We start from the raw sequence: 17,836 nt of genomic DNA on the forward strand, positions 1-17,836 counted from the left end.
GGCCGGCATGATCGCCCGCCGCGCTTCCGCTTCAAAATGACATAGATCAAGTTGCGGTCAAATCACAGTGCCGCACCCCAGCTCCGCGCGGTCTGCAAGATCCAGTCGCGGTAGAGCGTGAGCGGCGTGACGCCGGTCAATCCGCCGCAGCCATCGCCGGCGTTCGGTCCCGTCGCCCAGCTGATGACACCGACAAGCACGGCACCGCTCGGCTTGTCCTCGAACACGGGACCGCCGGAATCGCCGGTACAAGCGCCAATTCCGTCGCGAACACCGTTGGTTACGGGATCGACCAGGCGGATCTGAAGCGTGCCGGGCTGGCCCGTGACGACAAGGCCCGCGACGCGCGTGGCCCCGCCGCTCCTGCCATCACCGCGCATGGTGACACCGGTACCGGCAATGACGAAACGGCTACCGGCCTGGATTGGAATATTCGGCGTGCCGACCAGCACCGTCGATTTTCCCTTGGGTGGAATTTCCAGTTGCAGCAGCGCCACGTCTGCGCCGGCGCGATGCACCTGCGCCTTGTAGCTGGGATGGATCGCGATGGTGCGCACGTTCAGCAATTGCGGCGCGCCACCGCTGCGATCGACGATCTTGTAGTCCGCGCCCGGCGGCACGCAGTGAGCGCCGGTCAATACGATCCTGGGCGCGATCAGAGTGCCGGTGCAGGAATTGCCGCGCGAGCCGACGATGGTGACGACGGCGCGCGCGACGCCGTCGGCCTGCGGCGTGCCGCCGCCGACGATGGCATGGGCGGGTGTGGCGAGCAGCAGCGCAGTCGTGATGAACGTGGCAAGCTTCTTCATGGGAACACGCTTCGGTATTGGCGGCGGCAGATTGCTTCGGACTGGCCCTTGCCGATAGCGCATGCTAGCCCTCTTGGAAAGGAATTGGCGAGGGCAGGATAGTGGCGATCGAGGCGGTGATCTTTGACTTTGGCGGCGTGCTGACGAGTTCACCGTTCGAAGCATTCGCGCGGTTCGAGACCGAGCGCGGCCTGCCGGTCGACATCATCCGGCGGACCAACGCCGCCAACCACCTGGAAAACGCATGGGCCAAGTTCGAGCGGGCCGAGGTCGATATCGATACCTTCGACGAATTGTTCGCGACGGAATCGCTCGCACTCGGCGCGGAGGTGCGCGGTCGCGACGTGCTGCCGCTGCTGCAGGGCGATCTGCGCCCCGAGATGGTCGAGGCGCTGAAGCGCATCAAGGCGCAATTCAAGACCGGCTGCATCACCAACAATCTGCCTGCCAATGCCATCGGCAGCATGACCGGGCGCTCCCTCTACATCGCCGAAGTCATGGTGCTGTTCGACCACGTGATCGAATCCGCCAAGATCGGCCTGCGCAAGCCCGATCCGCGAATCTACAGGCTGATGGTCGAGACACTGAAGGGCGATCCGAACAATTGCGTCTATCTCGACGATCTCGGCGTCAATCTGAAACCCGCGCGCGAGATGGGCATGACCACGATCAAGGTGACGAGCAGCGCGCAGGCGATTGCGGAGCTTGAGGCGGCGACGGGGCTGAAGCTGGGGTAGGCACCTCGTCGTTGCGAGGCACGAAGCCGTAGGGTGGGCAAAGCGAAGCGTACCCACCACAAGCAGATGGTGGGCACGGCGCTTTCGCGCCTTTGCCCACCCTACGAGAGCTACTCCGCCGCCGCCACGATCCGCTCCGGAAACGCCGCCGCCAGCTCGTCGCGATCCGGCTTCAGCACGCCGCGCTCGGTGATGAGGCCGGTCACGAGCCGTGCCGGCGTCACATCGAAAGCGTAATTCGCGACCGGCGATCCCTCGGGCACGATGCGCACCGTCTCCAGCCTTCCATCCGCGGTGCGGCCGGTCATGTCGGTGACCTCGACGCCGCTGCGCTGCTCGATCGGAATATCGCGGATGCCGTCATGGACGGTAAAATCGATCGTCGGCGACGGCAGCGCGACATAGAACGGCACGCCGTTGTCGCGAGCGGCGAGCGCCTTCAGGTAGGTGCCGATCTTGTTGCAGACATCGCCATTCGCGGCGACGCGGTCGGTGCCGACGATGGCGAGATCGACCATGCCGTGCTGCATCAGGTGCCCACCGGTGTTGTCGGGGATCACCGTATGCGACACGCCGTGATGACCGAGCTCCCAGGCGGTGAGCGAGGCGCCCTGGTTGCGCGGACGCGTCTCGTCGACCCAGACATGGATCTTGATGCCGCGTTCGTGCGCAAGATAGATCGGCGCCGTCGCCGTGCCCCAGTCGACGGTGGCGAGCCAGCCGGCGTTGCAGTGGGTCAACACGTTGACGATCTCGCCCCGCTTCTTCGATGCGATTGCCTCGATCAGCTTCAAGCCGTTGCCGGCGATGCCGCGGTTAATCTCGACATCCTGCTCGACGATCTCGTCGGCACGCGCATAGGCCGCCTCCGCCCGTTCGATCGGATCGATCGGCGCGAGCGCCCTGCGCATCTCGTCCAGCGCCCATTTCAGATTGATCGCAGTCGGCCGCGCCACGATGAGCGTGTCGTAGGCACGCTTCAGACCGGCGTCGGAGGCGTCCTCGCGCATGGCGAGCGCCATGCCATAGGCCGCGGTGGCACCGATCAGCGGCGCGCCCCGCACCAGCATGTCCCGGATTGCGACGGCTGCGTCTTCAGACGATGTCAGCTTCGCGACGACGAACTCATGCGGCAGGCGGCGCTGGTCGATCGCACCGATGGACCAGCCGTCATGCTCGCGCCAGATGCTGCGAAAATGCTTGCCGTCGACCTTCATGGCATTCTGCCTTTCACTTCACGCGCGCAGGATGCGCCCGGCCACCGCATCGAGCTTCCTCAGAAGCTCGGGATCGCGCGCCTCGGGGGCCGTGATGAGCGCGGTGTCGAGCGCGCGATCCGAACCGATCGGACAGGGCTCATGCTCGCGCGGAAAGTCCTTTGCCAGCCGCGCCACCAGCGCCTTCGCCTTGTCCGCGTTCGAGGTCAGCACGCGGATGATGTCCTGCACGGTGACGGCATCGTGATCGGGATGCCAACAGTCGAAATCCGTCACCATCGCCACCGTGGCGTAACAGATCTCCGCCTCGCGCGCGAGCTTCGCCTCCGGCATGTTGGTCATGCCGATCACGGAATAGCCCAGCGTCTTGTAGGTCATGCTCTCCGCATAGGTGGAGAATTGCGGCCCTTCCATGCAGACATAAGTGCCGCCACGCGCGATCGCGATGCTCTCGGCTTCAGCGGCCGCGGCAAGATGGATGCGCAAACGTGGAGAGACCGGATGCGCCATCGACACATGGGCGACGCAGCCCCGACCGAAGAACGAGCTCTCGCGCTTGTGGGTGCGGTCGACGAACTGGTCGACGAGAACGAAGGTGCCCGGCGGCAGTTCCTCCCTGAAGGAGCCGCAGGCTGATAGCGAGATCAAATCGGTGACGCCGGCCCGCTTCAAAACGTCGATATTGGCGCGGTAGTTGATGTCGGAGGGCGACAGCCGGTGCCCATTGTCGTGCCGCGGCAGGAATACGATCGGCAACCCTGCGATGGTGCCGCGGCGCACGGGCGCCGACGGCTCGCCCCAGGGGCTCCTGATCACCTCTTCGCGCGCACCCTCGAGGCCCGGCAAATCATAAATGCCCGAGCCGCCGATGATGCCCAATACCGCCTGCGTCATGCCTGCTCCACCCTGTTCGCCACGTGCGACATGGTTAAGCTATGCCAGTTTTGCGGCGGTTTTGGAACCGGGTGGTGGGGATGCCGGTGCTGTGAGGAGCGCAAAATGCTCAACTCACACTCGACGTCGTCCCGGCGAACGCCGGGACCCATACCGCGGAATCTATCTAGGATGGTCGGTCGCAATCCCGAACGACCAGTCTTCGCACAACTACGGCCTGGGGTTATGGGCCCCTGCGTTCGCAGGGGCGACCCGGGGAAATTTTGCTGCGCCTGACTAAGCCGCCGCCGCCAGCTGCAGCTGGGTCGCCACCATCCGCTCCAGCGTCTCGACGGACTGGAAATTCTCCGGCGTGATCTCGGCTTGCGGGATGGTGAAGTCGAACTCGGCTTCGACGCCGAGCATCAGATTGACCATGTCCATCGAGGTCAGGCCGACATCGACGAGCTTGGCGGACGGCGTCACGTTAGCGGCGAGCGAATTCTGCTCGAGGATGCCCTTCACCAGCTTGATGATGCGATTGCGTACGTCGGTATCAAAGGATTGCATCGGCAAATTCCCGTCTGTCTGTCAAAGGTCGGACCGGCTTGCCGCTACGATGGGCACGGCCTGCCGGTCCCGCAATGGGCGATACCAATACTTCGCGTTTCTTAGTAAACGATGACTCAGATTGTCTGAAATTCAGGCTTCTTCCAGAGTCCTAACGCGATGCTGGAAAAACGGGTGATGCAAACAACCGGACCTTAACTGTTCGTTCGGAATTGGGCTTTGTTTACCCTCTATTTCATCGACGAATTTGAATTAAATCCGTAGCCTCGTCTCACAAGCAAAGATGGCCGGAGGATCGCTTACGCGCATCGCGAATGATGCCGGCGATCTCGAACGGCAAACCGGAGGCGGACGAGTATGAACGTGCGTGAAGCAGTCCTCACTGTCGACGAAACGCAGACGGGCTTCCTCGAGCAGGGTCCCTCCCTGATCGAGCGCGCCGCCCGAACCGCCGCAGCTGCCGCGGCCGACGCAGACGGGGTCGATCGCGACGCTCGTTTCCCACACGGGGCATTCGAGGTCGCGCGCGAGCAGAAGCTGCTCGGCGTCATGATCCCGGTCGAGTTCGGCGGCTTCGGTGCCTCCATCTACGACGTCACCGACATCTGCTACACGCTCGGGCGCGCCTGCGCCTCGACCGCGATGATCTACGCGATGCACCAGACCAAGGTCGCCTGCGTCGTCAGGCACGGCCACGGCATCCCCTGGATGGAGACCATGATGCGCCGGGTCGCCCGCGATCAGTGGCTGCTCGCCTCGTCCACCACCGAAGGCCAGAACGGCGGCAACATCCGCGCCAGCGCCGCCGCGGTCGATCACGCCGGCGATACCGTTTCGCTGGTGCGCGACGCCACCGTGATCTCCTACGGCGCGGAAGCCGACGGCCTCGTCACCATCGCCCGCCGCGCTACCGAGGCCGCCGCCTCCGACCAGGTTCTGCTGGCGCTCGCCAAGGACGATTATTCGCTGAAGCGGACGCTGGGCTGGGAAACGCTCGGCATGCGCGGCACCTGCTCGACCGGTTTCGAGCTGAAGGTCGATTGCCCCGCCGATCGCGTCTTCCCGGAATCCTATGACAAGATCCACGCCCAGACCATGACGCCGTTCGCGCATCTGTGCTGGTCGTCGGCCTGGGCCGGCATCGCCGCCGCAGCCGTGACCCGCGCGCAGGCCTTCATCCGCAAGGCGGCCCGCACCTCCGGCGGCCAGATGCCGCCGGCCGCGGCACATTTCACCGCCGCCAAGATGTCGCTGGCAAAGCTGCGTGCGCTGCTGTCGACCAATATCGATGCCTTTGCCCGCGCCGAACATGACGAGCGCGCCCTCGGCTCGCTCGACTTCCAGTCCTCGATCACGCTGCTGAAGGTGCAGGCTTCCGAACTCGCGGTCGAGACCGTGATGCATGCGATGCGCACAGCCGGCCTCTCCGGCTACCGCAACGACGGCGAGTTCACCATGGGCCGGCACCTCCGCGACGTGCTGTCGTCCCCGATCATGATCAACAACGACCGCATTCTGGCCAATGCCGCGACATCGACGCTGATGAGCGGCGTGCCGACAAGCCTTCACGACTGAATCAACAATAACAATTTTGAGATAGCAGGACATCGCCCCATGAACATTGCCATCCTTCCCGACTCGCCCGCGACCGCGCCGCAGATGATCGATCCGCTCGATCATCTGGCCGACAAGCTGTTCCACCGCATGGGCGCTGACGGCGTCTACGCCCGCACCGGGCTGTATGAAGGCGTCGTCGAGAAGCTCGCCGCGCTGATCACGAGCCATCGCGAGAGCGGCACCGAGGTGATGCGCTTCCCGCCGGTGATGAGCCGGGCTCAGCTGGAGAAATCCGGCTACCTCAAGAGCTTTCCGAACCTGCTCGGCTGCGTTTGCGGTCTGCACGGGACCGAGCGCGAGATCAACGCCGCGGTGAGCCGCTTCGACGCCGGCGGCGACTGGACCACCTCGCTGTCTCCCGCCGATCTCGTGCTGTCGCCCGCCGCCTGCTATCCGGTCTATCCGATCGCGGCGAGCCGCGGCCCCTTGCCGAAGGGCGGTCTGCGCTTCGACGTTGCCGCGGATTGCTTCCGCCGCGAGCCGTCGAAGCATCTCGACCGGTTGCAATCGTTCCGGATGCGCGAATATGTCTGCATCGGCAGCCCCGATGACGTCGCCGATTTCCGTGAGCGCTGGATGGTGCGCGCGCAGGCGATCGCGACCGACCTCGGCCTCACCTTCCGTGTCGACTATGCCAGCGATCCCTTCTTCGGTCGCGTCGGCCAGATGAAGGCGGTGAGCCAGAAGCAGCAGCAGCTCAAGTTCGAGCTGCTCATTCCGCTGCGCTCGGAAGAGCAGCCGACCGCCTGCATGAGCTTCAACTATCACCGCGAGCATTTCGGCACGACCTGGGGAATCCAGGATGCCGGCGGCGAGCCGGCCCACACCGGCTGCGTCGCCTTCGGCATGGACCGGCTGGCTGTCGCCATGTTCCACACCCACGGCACCGACCTTTCCGCCTGGCCCGCCAAGGTGCGGGACGTCCTGGGCCTGCAGCCGCGGGTCACGGCCGACGCCCATGTCGAAGGCTGGCGCTAGCAGCATGATCCAGATCCGAGGGACCGCGTCAGCAAGAAGTGCGAAGCGGTCTTCCGAAAAGATCATGCTGAAACAATAGACGAAACGAGGCCTGCCATTTCCACGGGTAAGACGAGCGTGATTCACACCAAGGTGCGATGCCGCGAGATCACCGAGTCCGACGCCGAAGCGGTCGCGGACCTGCTGACGCGCGGCTTCGTCGGCCGCTCGCGGAACTATTGGATTCAGGGTCTGCGCCGGCAGGCCTTCCGGTCTGTCCCGGAGGGCTATCCGCGCTTCGGCTACATGCTCGAGAGTGACGGCACGCCGGTCGGCGTGCTGCTGCTGATCTACACGGCGCGGAAGAGCGGCGAAGAGACCGCCATCCAGTGCAATCTATCGAGCTGGTATGTCGATCCGGCCTACCGCAACTATGCCCCACTGCTGACCAAGATCGCGCAGCGGCACAAGGACGTGACCTATTTCAACATCAGCCCGGCGCCGTGGACCTGGCCGATCATCGAGACGCAGGGCTTTCGCGCCTACTGCCGCGGCATATTCTTTTCGGTGCCTGCCCTGGCGCGCCCCCCGCGCTGGAGCGAGATCGAGGTCATCTCGCCTCACGCCAAGACGATCGAGGGGCTTTCCGAAGCCGAGACCGAGCTTCTGACGCGGCATGCGCGCTACAATTGCCTCAGCCTCGTCTGCCGCACACCGAAGGGAACATTCCCCTTCATCCTGCAACCGGTGCGCATCCGCCGCGGCTTCATCGCGCCCCCGGCGATGAAGCTGATCTATTGCCGGAACGCCGCGGAATACGCCGCCTGCGCAGGCCGCATCGGCCGGCTGCTGCTTCGGCTCGGCAAGATCGCGGTGGCGATCGATTCCAATGGCCCGATTCCCGGCCTTGTCGGTATTTATACCGAGCGGCGCGGTCGCAAATACTTCAAGGGCCCGCACCGGCCGCAGCTCGGCGATCTCACCGATACGGAACTGGTATTGTACGGGCCGTAGGGAAGGCTGTCGGACCAGACCACCGCTGTCGTCCCTGCGAACGCACTAGGGCATGCACATATCTCTGAGGCTCCATCCTGCTGCGACGGCGTTGAAGTATTCGAGGCCGTTTTTGAAGGTGATCGGGCCCGGCGGCTTGGACGATGGGTAGCCATCCCACCCGCCGAGACGGCCGATGATCCAGGCGGCCCAAGCGAGACTATCGGGCGGATGTGGGTTCTTTAGTCGCTTGCTCGCGGCTTCGAGTTGCCGGTTGAGGGCTGTGAGCGCGCCAATTTGGCCGTTGTCGAAGGCCGCGAGAATGGGCTGGCGACCACCATTGCGGGCCTGCAGAAGCTGGATGGTGATGACGGCCGCCTTGGCGGCGATCGCAACCAGCTTGAGAAGCCGATCGGCGGATCCGATCTGACTGTCTTCGAGCTTGAGGCCTTGTGTCTTCAGGATGCGGAAGAACTGCTCGATGATCCAGCGCTGCTTGTACCATTGGACGATGCGCCAGGCGTCCTCGATGCTGGTGACCTCGTGAGAGGTGAGAAGCCGCCAGTGCAGCGGCTCTATGCCGGTTTCGGCGTTAATCTCGCGCACATCGACCACCGCCAGCGGCAAGCTTTTCGGCAGATGGTGCAAGAACTTATTCTGCGGGCGGGCGAGCTCGATTGCGCCAAAGCGAAGTTCGAGGTGGGCCAGGCGAGCCGGCCGCGCGGCGCGCGCAGGCAGTTGGATCATACGCTGGTCCACCGCGGCCATGGCATCGCTGGCCTCATACAGGCTGCTGCGGTCGGCAAGCTTGCGATCATGCATGCTGCGCGCGATGACGTGGAAATGTTGCTTGGCCGAGCTGGCATAAAGGGCAAAAATATCGCTCTCGCGGTCACCCAGCACCGTCACCGCCGCGGCCTTGGTGAGCAGCGGCCTTGCCGCCACGGCAGTCGATATCCAGCGTTGCGATTCCTTGTCCGATAATTCCCGATCATCATGCGAGGTCGTGCGGCGACCTGCGCGCGTCCATATCTGCCCGCTCAAAAGCCCAAGACAGCTGCCGTCGTCGGCGTCCACAGCCAGCAGCGGGTGCAGCAGCACGCCGTGGTTATTGCCTTTGCCGATTTCTCCGAGCCCGCGCCGGCGTTGCGGCGTGGTGTTGAAGTGGATCTCGCTGGTGTCCTGGATGGCCAGCACGTGGCGGCCTTCCACGGCAGGGCCCGTGCTATTGCTCCAGCTTTCGATGATCCGATCCACCGTCACCTTGTCATGGCCAAGAAAGCGGTTGAACCGCACTTCCAGCGCGCGGTTCCCCCTGGAGAGCTGCCGAAGGCAGACAGTTTTGCCCGCAACCATGCGTTCAGCGAGCGCCGCCCCCCTTTATCGAGACGACGATCCCCGAACCGGCCCAGCGTCCAGTCAATCCGTGACAACATCGCAGCACCCCCGTCCAAACCATGGAGTGCCGCAATAGGAATCACATAGATCTCCGATTCTGGAACCCCCAGGGCGAACCCGAGTCAATCCGCCGCACCAGATATGTGCATGCCCTAGTGCGAACGCAGGGACCCATACCGCGTGATCTGTCCCTAAGCCGCAATGCTGGTACCACGGGAAGGCCCCTTCACTTCCAATCTCCGTCAAACCTTTCTTGTGGTTATGGGTCCCTGCTTTCGCAGGGACGACACTTCATTTGACGCTCCCTCCCGGCCAACTCTCGCGCGCACCTCCGCATTTCCGACGCGCTCTCCCTCGCCAGTCATCCTCCGTAAACTACTGCGCTTAAGGGAATTTTCCGGCCTCTTCGCTACCCTCGATGGCTGAATTAGGTTGCGTTAAGTCTAGTGCCCGCCGAGACCCCGCCAACCCATGATTTCGACCCGCGATAACGAGCTTGGTGCACGCCGCGAGCAAGGCCCGGAGGCCCTGGTCGCGCTGAGCCAGCTTGCGCTCGACCACATGGAACAGGGTGTCTGCGTCTACGATGCCGACAACCGGATCGTGCTCGTCAACCAGCGCTATTTGAGCCTGTTCAACATGTCGGCCGAGATCGTGCGGATCGGCACGAGCTATCGCGACGTGCTCGCTCACAGCGCCTCGCTCGGCAACTTTCCGGTGAGCGAGATCGAGACGCTCTACACCAGGCGCGTGGAGCAGATCGCGGGGGGAAAGCCGTTCCGGACCGAGCAGCAGCTTGCGACCGGCCTCGTCATGTCGCTCGAGCTGAAGCCGCTTCCCGGCGGCGGCTGGATGACGATCTGCGACGATGTCACCCGCCTCGCCCGGCTCGAGGCGGAATTGCGCGTGCAGACGGAGCGCAGCCAGCACGCTCTCTCCAACATGTCCCACGGCCTCATCATGTACGATGCCGACAGCCGTGTCGTCGTCTGCAACGAACGCTTCCTGAACCTCTACAATCTCGACCCCGAGATCGTGAAGCCAGGGGTCCCGCATAGCACGGTGATCGACCATTGGATGTCACGCGGCAATTTGCCGGGCATGGCGGCCGACGATTTCCAGAACTCCAGGTTGGAGGACGTGCGGGCCAGAAAGGCGAAATCCCTGCTGGTGATGCGCCATGACGGACGCATGGTGCAGGCGGTCTCGCGCTTCCTGCCCGACGGCGGCTGGGTGACCGTGCATGAGGACGTCACGGAGCGGCTGCAATACGAGGAAACGCTGCGGCAGCAGAACTTCATCCTCGACGCGGCGCTGGAAAATATGGCGCATGGGCTCGCCTTCTACGACAGCGACATGCGCCTCCGCGTCTGCAACACCACTTACCGCAAGATCTACCTGCTGTCGCCGCAAGAGACCAGGCCCGGGACGCATCTCGCCGAGTTGATCGAGCGCTCGATGGCGAACGGCGCGTTCTCTTCCGAATACAGTCCGCAACAGCTGCTGGAAGCCGCCAGTGCGAGGATCGCCAATCACGACGCCTCTCCGATGCGCCGACGGATGTCGAACAACACCGTGATTTCGGTCAGGTACTGCGCTCTGGCCCAGGGCGGCTTCGTCGCCACTTATGAGGACATCACCGAACGCGAGCACGCGATCGAGGAGCTGAGCGAGCAGTATCGCCGCTTCGACGCGGCGCTGAACAACATGAGCCAGGGCCTGTGCATGCTCGATGCGAGCCTGCGCGTCATCGTGTGCAATCGCCGCTACATCGAGATGTACGGCCTGTCGCCGGATGTCGTTAAGCCCGGCGTCTCGATGCGCGAGATCATGGAGCATAGCTGCGAGCTCGGTATCCATCAGAACACCACAGCCGCGCGGCTCTATGCCGATTACGTCGAGCGGCTACGCGAGGGCGAGCATACGCTGCACCGCCATTTGAGCGACGGCCGCATAATCAAGCTCAATCACAAGCGGATGGAGCATGGCGGCTGGGTCGTCACCTACGAGGACGTCACCGAGCGCCACAAGGCCCAGGCGCGCGTCGCGCACATGGCGCGGCACGATTCGTTGACGGACCTGCCCAACCGCACGCTGTTCCGCGAGAAGATGGGCGAGGGACTGAACCAGGTCGCGATCGCCGGCGGCGCCATGGCCGTGCTGTGCTTCGACCTCGACAATTTCAAGACCGTCAATGACCGCCTCGGCCACGCCGCCGGCGACCGTCTGCTGCGCTGGGTCGCGGCGCGGCTGAAGGAGAATGTCGGCGAGCACGATACCGTCGCCCGGCTCGGCGGTGACGAGTTCGCCGTGCTCCAGCGCGGACCGCAACCGCAATCGGCGGAAAAGCTGGCCCGGCGCCTGGTCGAGGTCATCGGTCATCCGCCGCCGCTGGAAAGCCAGTCGATCCATGTCGGTGTCTCCGTCGGCATCGCGATCGCGCCCGACCACGGGCTCGATGCCGACGAGCTGATGAAATGCGCCGATCTCGCGCTGTACCAGGCCAAGGCCAAGGGGCGTGGCGCCTATCAGCTGTTCGAGCCCGAGATGGAGGAAGAGGCGCGCAGTCGGCACGCGCTGGAGCACGATCTGCGCGGCGCGCTCGAGGCGCGTGAATTCCATCTGGTGTTCCAGCCGCAGGTGCGGCTGGATTCATCCGAGCTCACCGGGTTCGAGGCGCTGCTGCGCTGGAAACATCCCTCGCGCGGCTTCGTCTCGCCGGCCGAGTTCATTCCGATCGCTGAAGAGACCGGGCTGATCGTTCCGATCGGCGAATGGGTGCTGCGCAGCGCTTGTGCGACTGCCGCATCCTGGCCCGATGTCACCGTCGCGGTAAATCTGTCGCCGGTGCAGTTCCGCTCGCGTGGGTTGGTGGCGATGGTCACGAGCGCACTTGCCGAAGCCGGCCTGCCGCCGCAACGGCTCGAGCTCGAGGTCACCGAAACGGCGCTGCTCGACGACAGCGAGGCGACGATCGAGATCCTGCACCAGCTTCGCGCGCTAGGGGTGCGCGTCAGCCTCGACGATTTCGGCGTCGGCTATTCCTCGCTGAGCTATTTGCGCAAATTTCCATTCGACCGCATCAAGATCGATCGCTCCTTCGTCGGTACGCTCGGCGAAAGCCCGGAGAGCGTTGCCATCGTCCGCACCATCGCAAGCCTCGGCTCCGTGCTCGGCGTCGAAACGACCGCGGAGGGCGTGGAGACCGAGGAGCAACTCGACTTCGTCCGCGAATGCGGCTGCACCGCCGTACAGGGCTATTATTTCGGCAGGCCGTGCCCGGCATCGGAGGTCGGCCTCGCCATAGAGACGCTGACTTCGGTCCGGCGCGTGGCGTAGCGGCTTTCTGCTCCCTCAAATTCCGTCTCTCGGCACACGAAAAAACGACGAATTGTCGCACGTGCCGCCTCGACCGGGATTGCCGCACCGCCCGGCGCCCGCGATCCGCGCAATGCGCTTTTCTTCTCCGTCGATTTCAGGAACAATCGCCTCGCAAGAACGAGAAACGGCGACCCTCAAAGAGGCCGCCGCGAGGGGAGGAGTTTCAATGCCGCGATACGGGCTGAAGACGATCGCATTTGCCGCGATGCATGCTGTCATGGGCGCATTGCTCTCGACTGCCGCCAGCGCGCAGGACTATCCCAGCAAGCCGATCACGCTGATCGTGCCATGGCCGGCCGGCGGATCGACCGATATCTCCATGCGCGCCATCGCCGACAGCGCCTCGAAGGTGCTGGGGCAGCCGATCGTGATCGACAACAAGGCCGGCGGCGGCGGCACGGTGGGCCCGGCGACCATGGCGGCGGCCGCGAAGCCGGACGGCTACACCATCTCGCAGATTCCGATCACCGTGTTCCGCCTGCCCTTGATGCAGGAAGTGTCGTGGGATCCGGCAAAGGACTTCACCTACATCATCCATCTCACCGGCTACACCTTCGGCGTGACCACCAGCGCGGAGTCGCAGTTCAAGAGCTGGAAGGACGTCGTGGAGTTCGCCAAGGCGAATCCGGGCAAGGTGACCTATGCCACGCCGGGCGCCGGCACCTCGCTGCATATCGGCATGGAGCAGATCGCCGCGATGTCCGGCATCAAGTTGACGCAAGTCCCTTTCAAGGGCGGCGCGGAGACCAATGCCGCGGTGCTGGGGCAGCACACGATGCTTCAGGCGGACTCCACGGGATGGCGGCCGCTGGTCGACGCCGGCAAGTTGCGGCTGCTGATGGTGTGGACCGGCGCACGCTCGCCGAACTATCCCGACGCGCCGACGCTGAAGGAGCTCGGCTATCCCATGGTCTATGATTCCCCCTTCGGCATCGCCGGCCCGAAAGGCATGGATCCCAAGATCGTCGCCAAGCTGCACGATGCCTTCAAGAAGGCGGTCGAGGATCCGGCGGTCGTGGCTACGCTTGCCAAATACGACATGGTGCCGAACTACAAGAACACCGAGGACTACAAGAAGTTCGTGGTCGAGGTCACGGAGTCTGAGCGCAAGGTGATCGAGACCCTCGGGCTCGCGAAGAAGTAGGGCTGAGCCAGTTCCGTGTCCCGGACGCGGTGCAGCGCTTCTTCAGCGGTGCATCGCAGAGCCGGGATCCACCTTTGCCACGAACCTATGGGCCCCGGCTCTGCAGCGCACCGCTTCGCGCTGCGCAGCGTCCGGGGAACGGCCGAGAGAGCGCCGATGAACAGTCAAACCAACGTCAAACTCCGCCTCAGCAATTCCGAGCTCTGGGGCGGTCTGATCGGGCTTGGGCTCGGCGGCTTCGTGATCTGGTCCGGTATGAAGCTCAAGCTCGGCACCATCAACGACCCCGGCTCCGGCTACGTGCTGTTCTACACGGGCATCCTGATGTGCGTGTTCGCAGGCGCCATCATCGTCTCGGCGGTCACCGAGGGTGCACCGACATTGGCCTCGCGCTGGGAGAATGTGCGCTGGAGCAAGCCGCTCCTGTTGATTGGCTGTCTCGTGGCATTCTCCATTGCGCTGGAACCACTCGGCTTCCTGCTGTCGTCGATCCCCTTGGTGCTGCTGCTGTTGCGGCTGATCGATCCCGTTCGCTGGACGCTGGCGATCCCGATCGCCGTGCTGGTGCCATCAGGCATGTGGTGGGTGCTCAAGCGGCTGCTGTTGATCCAGCTGCCCTCGGGCCTGTTCGGGATCGGCTGACCCTATGGATACGCTTGTCAATGTCGCTCACGGATTCGGCGTCGCGCTGCTGCCGGTCAACCTGCTCTACTGCTTCATCGGTGTCTTCATCGGCACGCTGGTCGGCGTGCTGCCGGGCATCGGGCCGATCTCGGCGATGTCGCTCCTGCTGCCCGTGACGCTGTCGGGCACGCCGGAATCCGGCATCATCATGATGGCTGGCATCTATTACGGCTCGATGTATGGCGGCTCGACCACCTCGATCCTGGTCAACATCCCCGGCGAAGCAGCTTCCGTCGTCACCTGCATCGACGGCCACCAGATGGCGAAGCAGGGACGCGCTGGCCCTGCGCTCGGCATTTCCGCCTTCGGCTCCTTCATTGCCGGCACATTCGCGCTGATCGCCTTGATGCTGGTCGCGCCGAAGCTTGCCAGCGTCGCCATCGCGTTCGGCCCGGCCGAATATTTCAGCCTGATGGTGCTCGGCCTCGTGGTGCTCACCTTCCTCACCCAGGGTTCGATGCCGAAGGCATTGCTGATGGCATGCATCGGCGTCGTGCTCGGACTGATCGGGCTCGACAGCATCACGGCACAGCCGCGTCTGACCTTCGGCCGCATGGAGCTGATCGACGGCATCGGGCTCGTGCCTGTCGTGATGGGCCTGTTCGGCGTTGCCGAGGTACTGCTCAACACCGAGCAGGCGATCAAGCGCGACATCATCAACACCAGGATCACCCATCTGCTGCCCACCAGGGAGGACTGGAAGGCGAGTGCAGGTCCGGTCGGCCGCGGCACCATCCTCGGCTTCTTCCTCGGCATCCTGCCGGGCGGCGGCGCGGTCGTGGCGTCCTTTGCCTCCTACGCGCTGGAGAAGCGGCTATCGAAGACGCCGGAGCGTTTTGGCCATGGCGCGATCGAAGGCGTCGCCGGGCCGGAATCGGCGAACAACGCCGCGGCGGGCGGCGCCTTCATTCCGCTGATGACGCTCGGCATTCCGCCGAATGTGGTGATGGCGCTGCTGCTCGGCGCGTTCGTCATTCACGGTCTGCAGCCGGGGCCGCTGCTGATCACGCAAAACCCCGGCCTGTTCTGGGGCATCGTCGCCAGCATGTATATCGGCAACGTCATGCTGCTGATCCTGAACCTGCCGATGATCGGCATGTGGGTGCAACTGCTCAAGCTGCCCTACAACATCCTGTTTCCCCTGATCATCCTGTTCACGATCCTGGGCGTCTACTGCTCCAGCAACAACGTGTTCGATGTCTATGTGATGATCGCGTTCGGCATCATCGGCTATTTCATGCGCAAGCTCGGCTATGAACCGGCGCCGCTGGTGCTGGCCTTCGTGCTGGGACCGATGATGGAGAACAACCTGCGCAAGTCGCTGATCCTGTCGCAGGGCGATCTCTGGACCTTCGTGCAGCGGCCGATCTCGGGGGTGTGTCTCGTGTTTGCCCTGGTGCTGCTGATCGCGCCACTATTGCCGTCGCTGCGCAAGAAGCGCGAACTGGTGGCGCTGGATGAGGGGGCGTGACGTTTCGTAGGGTGGGCAAAGCGAAGCGTGCCCACCATTCGCGCCGAATTGTTGGAGAGATGGTGGGCACGGCGCAAGTGCGCCTTTGCCCACCCTACGAGATCTCAGCTCGCTGCAGGCAGCGCGTTGTCCGGCGGAGCGCCCCACGGGCGTTCCGCTGATGCCAGCCCGATCAACCTGCCCTGGATATAGTCGCAGCCCCAGTCGCGCAGCATGTTGGCGGCCTCCTCGTCCTGCACCCATTCAGCCACCGTCTTGATGTCGAGGCGGCGGGCGAGGTCGATCAGGGTCTGCACGAAGGCGCGGTCGTCGGCGGAATGGGTGATGTTCTGCACGAACGCGCCGTCGATCTTCACGATATCCACGCCGAGCTTGCGCAAGTTTCGGAATGAGGTGTAGCCGGCGCCGAAATCGTCGATGGCGATGCGGCTGCCGAGATGCTTGAGGCGGCCAACGAAGGCACGGACGTCATCGATGTCCTGGATCGCGACCGTCTCGGTGATCTCGACGATCAGCCGCTCGGCAACGCCGGGATGGGCCTGCATCAGCGATTCGATTCCCGCCCACCAGTCCGGATCCATGGTCGTATCCGGCGAGATGTTGAGGCTGAGGCAGATGTCGGGCGCGGCGGCGAGCTCGGCCACCACGAGCTCGAGCACGCGGTGATCGACCAGGCGGATCAGGCCGAGCCGTTCGGCGACCGGCACGATGTCGGGCGCGAGCAGCACCTGGCCGTCGCCCTGGTCCATCCGCACCAGGCATTCATGGAAAGCGCGCTCGCGCGAGCCGGCCGACACCACCGGCTCATAGGCGAGCTTGATGCGGCGCTCGTTCAGTGCGGTGACGATTTCGTCGGTGACGCGGATGTTGACGCGGCGCTGCGCATCGCGTGTGGCATCCGGACGCCATACCGCGAACGAGCCGACGCGGCGGCGCTTGGCGGCATCCAGCGTCTCATGGGCGCGGTTGACGGCCTCGTCGGTGTTGCGGGCATAGCGCGGTACGCTGACCGCGCCGATCGAGGCGGTGACCGAGACCGGACCGGATTTGGTCGGCACCACCTCGTCGCGGATGCCGGCAAGGAAACGCTCGGCGGCGACATTCATGTCGTCGACGGTGCAGTTCTTCAGGATCAGGCCGAACTTGTTGCCGGAAAAGCGGCCGAGCACGTCGCCGCCGCGCAGGCGCGAGCGGATGCGCTTGGCGACGTCGAGGATCACGGCGTCGGCGACGTCGAAGCCGAAGGCGTCGTTGACGCGGGCGAGATGGTCGATGCCGACCAGCATGAAGGCCGCGGTCGAGCGGAAGCGGGTCGTCTCCTCGATCGCCTCGGCCAGCGCGGCAATCAGATGAGAACGATTGAGCTCGCCGGTCAGCGGATCGAGCCGGGCCAGCTTGGTCAGCTCCTCGTCGCGGGCGTGGCGCTCATTGTTGATTCGGACCGAGCCGATCGCGCGCACCGGGCGGCCGTCGGGTCCGGCGAACCAGCGGCCGGTCTCCTCGATCCAGATCACGGGATCGGCGGCGCTCATGCGCACGCCGTACTCGACCCGGTAGGGCGTGCCGTCGGCACCATGCACGGCGTAGGCTTGTGCCAGCGCCGCGGTCCGCAGCGATGGCGCGGGCTCGATCAGCTTGGCGAATTCGGCGCCCGTCGCCAGCCGCTCGGCGGGAATGCCGGGAAAGACGCTGGCGACCTGGTCACCCCAGACGATCGCATCACTGCCGATGTCCCAGGCAAACACGGCCTGGCCGAGGGCGGCCAGGATGTCGGAGGCTTGCGGTAATGCGGGGATCAAAATCGCCTCGTTTCGGGACAGGGGGAAAGTCCTGAGCTGACACAGGATAGAGCCAGATTCGTCCCCAACCCTAGGCAAAGTTGATAAACAATTTGGAAACCACGTTTCTACACGCCGGGGGAACCAAACCGGCCCGTCCGGCATAGGCCTTGCGAGTACTGACACGCACCCGGCGCCAGCGTCCCG

General features: G+C 64.4%; 14 protein-coding genes. 8 read left to right on the top strand and 6 right to left on the bottom strand.

The genetic code is table 11. The features are described 5' to 3' along the window. Window positions 1-62 precede the first annotated feature (62 nt). A complete protein-coding gene (locus CIT37_RS39510; RefSeq protein ID WP_028139656.1) occupies window positions 63-809 on the bottom strand; it encodes a S1 family peptidase in 747 nt (248 codons plus the stop codon). A gap of 101 nt (window positions 810-910) precedes the next feature. Between CIT37_RS39510 and CIT37_RS39515 the strand changes: the two genes are divergently transcribed. After that, complete coding sequence (locus tag CIT37_RS39515; RefSeq protein WP_161966295.1) at window positions 911-1,546, top strand: HAD-IA family hydrolase; 636 nt, start codon at window positions 911-913, stop codon at window positions 1,544-1,546. 110 nt (window positions 1,547-1,656) lie between these two features. On the opposite strand, the gene mtnA is transcribed toward CIT37_RS39515, so the two are convergent. From mtnA to CIT37_RS39530, 3 genes are all read right to left on the bottom strand, one after another. Continuing rightward, a complete protein-coding gene (gene mtnA / locus CIT37_RS39520) occupies window positions 1,657-2,763 on the bottom strand; it encodes an S-methyl-5-thioribose-1-phosphate isomerase (RefSeq protein ID WP_028139654.1) in 1,107 nt (368 codons plus the stop codon). An 18-nt stretch (window positions 2,764-2,781) separates the two neighbouring features. Then, complete coding sequence (locus tag CIT37_RS39525) at window positions 2,782-3,657, bottom strand: S-methyl-5'-thioadenosine phosphorylase (RefSeq protein ID WP_028139653.1); 876 nt, start codon at window positions 3,655-3,657, stop codon at window positions 2,782-2,784. 276 nt (window positions 3,658-3,933) lie between these two features. Beyond that, window positions 3,934-4,206, bottom strand: a complete 273-nt coding sequence (locus CIT37_RS39530; RefSeq protein ID WP_028139652.1) for a phosphopantetheine-binding protein — start codon at window positions 4,204-4,206, stop codon at window positions 3,934-3,936. A 357-nt stretch (window positions 4,207-4,563) separates the two neighbouring features. Between CIT37_RS39530 and CIT37_RS39535 the strand changes: the two genes are divergently transcribed. From CIT37_RS39535 to CIT37_RS39545, 3 genes are all read left to right on the top strand, one after another. After that, complete coding sequence (locus CIT37_RS39535) at window positions 4,564-5,781, top strand: acyl-CoA dehydrogenase family protein (RefSeq protein ID WP_028139651.1); 1,218 nt, start codon at window positions 4,564-4,566, stop codon at window positions 5,779-5,781. Window positions 5,782-5,820: 39 nt separating this feature from the next. Then, on the top strand, window positions 5,821-6,801 hold the full coding sequence (locus tag CIT37_RS39540) for an amino acid--[acyl-carrier-protein] ligase (protein ID WP_028139650.1): 981 nt from the start codon (window positions 5,821-5,823) through the stop codon (window positions 6,799-6,801). A 117-nt stretch (window positions 6,802-6,918) separates the two neighbouring features. Then, window positions 6,919-7,794, top strand: a complete 876-nt coding sequence (locus tag CIT37_RS39545) for a GNAT family N-acetyltransferase (protein WP_028139649.1) — start codon at window positions 6,919-6,921, stop codon at window positions 7,792-7,794. Between the two features lie 45 nt (window positions 7,795-7,839). On the opposite strand, the gene CIT37_RS39550 is transcribed toward CIT37_RS39545, so the two are convergent. Further along, window positions 7,840-9,129 carry an IS4 family transposase gene (locus tag CIT37_RS39550; protein ID WP_038951373.1) on the bottom strand — a complete coding sequence of 430 codons (1,290 nt, stop codon included), beginning with the start codon at window positions 9,127-9,129 and terminating at the stop codon, window positions 7,840-7,842. Between the two features lie 513 nt (window positions 9,130-9,642). Between CIT37_RS39550 and CIT37_RS39555 the strand changes: the two genes are divergently transcribed. From CIT37_RS39555 to CIT37_RS39570, 4 genes are all read left to right on the top strand, one after another. After that, window positions 9,643-12,510 carry a PAS-domain containing protein gene (locus CIT37_RS39555; RefSeq protein WP_095424916.1) on the top strand — a complete coding sequence of 956 codons (2,868 nt, stop codon included), beginning with the start codon at window positions 9,643-9,645 and terminating at the stop codon, window positions 12,508-12,510. 208 nt (window positions 12,511-12,718) lie between these two features. Then, a complete protein-coding gene (locus CIT37_RS39560) occupies window positions 12,719-13,696 on the top strand; it encodes a tripartite tricarboxylate transporter substrate binding protein (RefSeq protein ID WP_028139647.1) in 978 nt (325 codons plus the stop codon). Window positions 13,697-13,852: 156 nt separating this feature from the next. Continuing rightward, window positions 13,853-14,338 carry a tripartite tricarboxylate transporter TctB family protein gene (locus tag CIT37_RS39565; protein ID WP_028139646.1) on the top strand — a complete coding sequence of 162 codons (486 nt, stop codon included), beginning with the start codon at window positions 13,853-13,855 and terminating at the stop codon, window positions 14,336-14,338. Between the two features lie 4 nt (window positions 14,339-14,342). Then, entirely contained in the window at window positions 14,343-15,851 is a 1,509-nt protein-coding gene (locus CIT37_RS39570) for a tripartite tricarboxylate transporter permease (RefSeq protein WP_095424917.1), read from the top strand. A gap of 104 nt (window positions 15,852-15,955) precedes the next feature. Here CIT37_RS39570 and CIT37_RS39575 read toward each other — a convergent pair whose 3' ends face one another. Next, the gene (locus CIT37_RS39575) at window positions 15,956-17,650 is read right to left on the bottom strand and encodes a putative bifunctional diguanylate cyclase/phosphodiesterase (protein ID WP_095424918.1); all 1,695 of its coding nucleotides are present in this window, start codon (window positions 17,648-17,650) and stop codon (window positions 15,956-15,958) included. Window positions 17,651-17,836 lie beyond the last annotated feature (186 nt).

The organism is Bradyrhizobium ottawaense, assembly GCF_002278135.3.
Lineage (GTDB): Bacteria > Pseudomonadota > Alphaproteobacteria > Rhizobiales > Xanthobacteraceae > Bradyrhizobium > Bradyrhizobium ottawaense.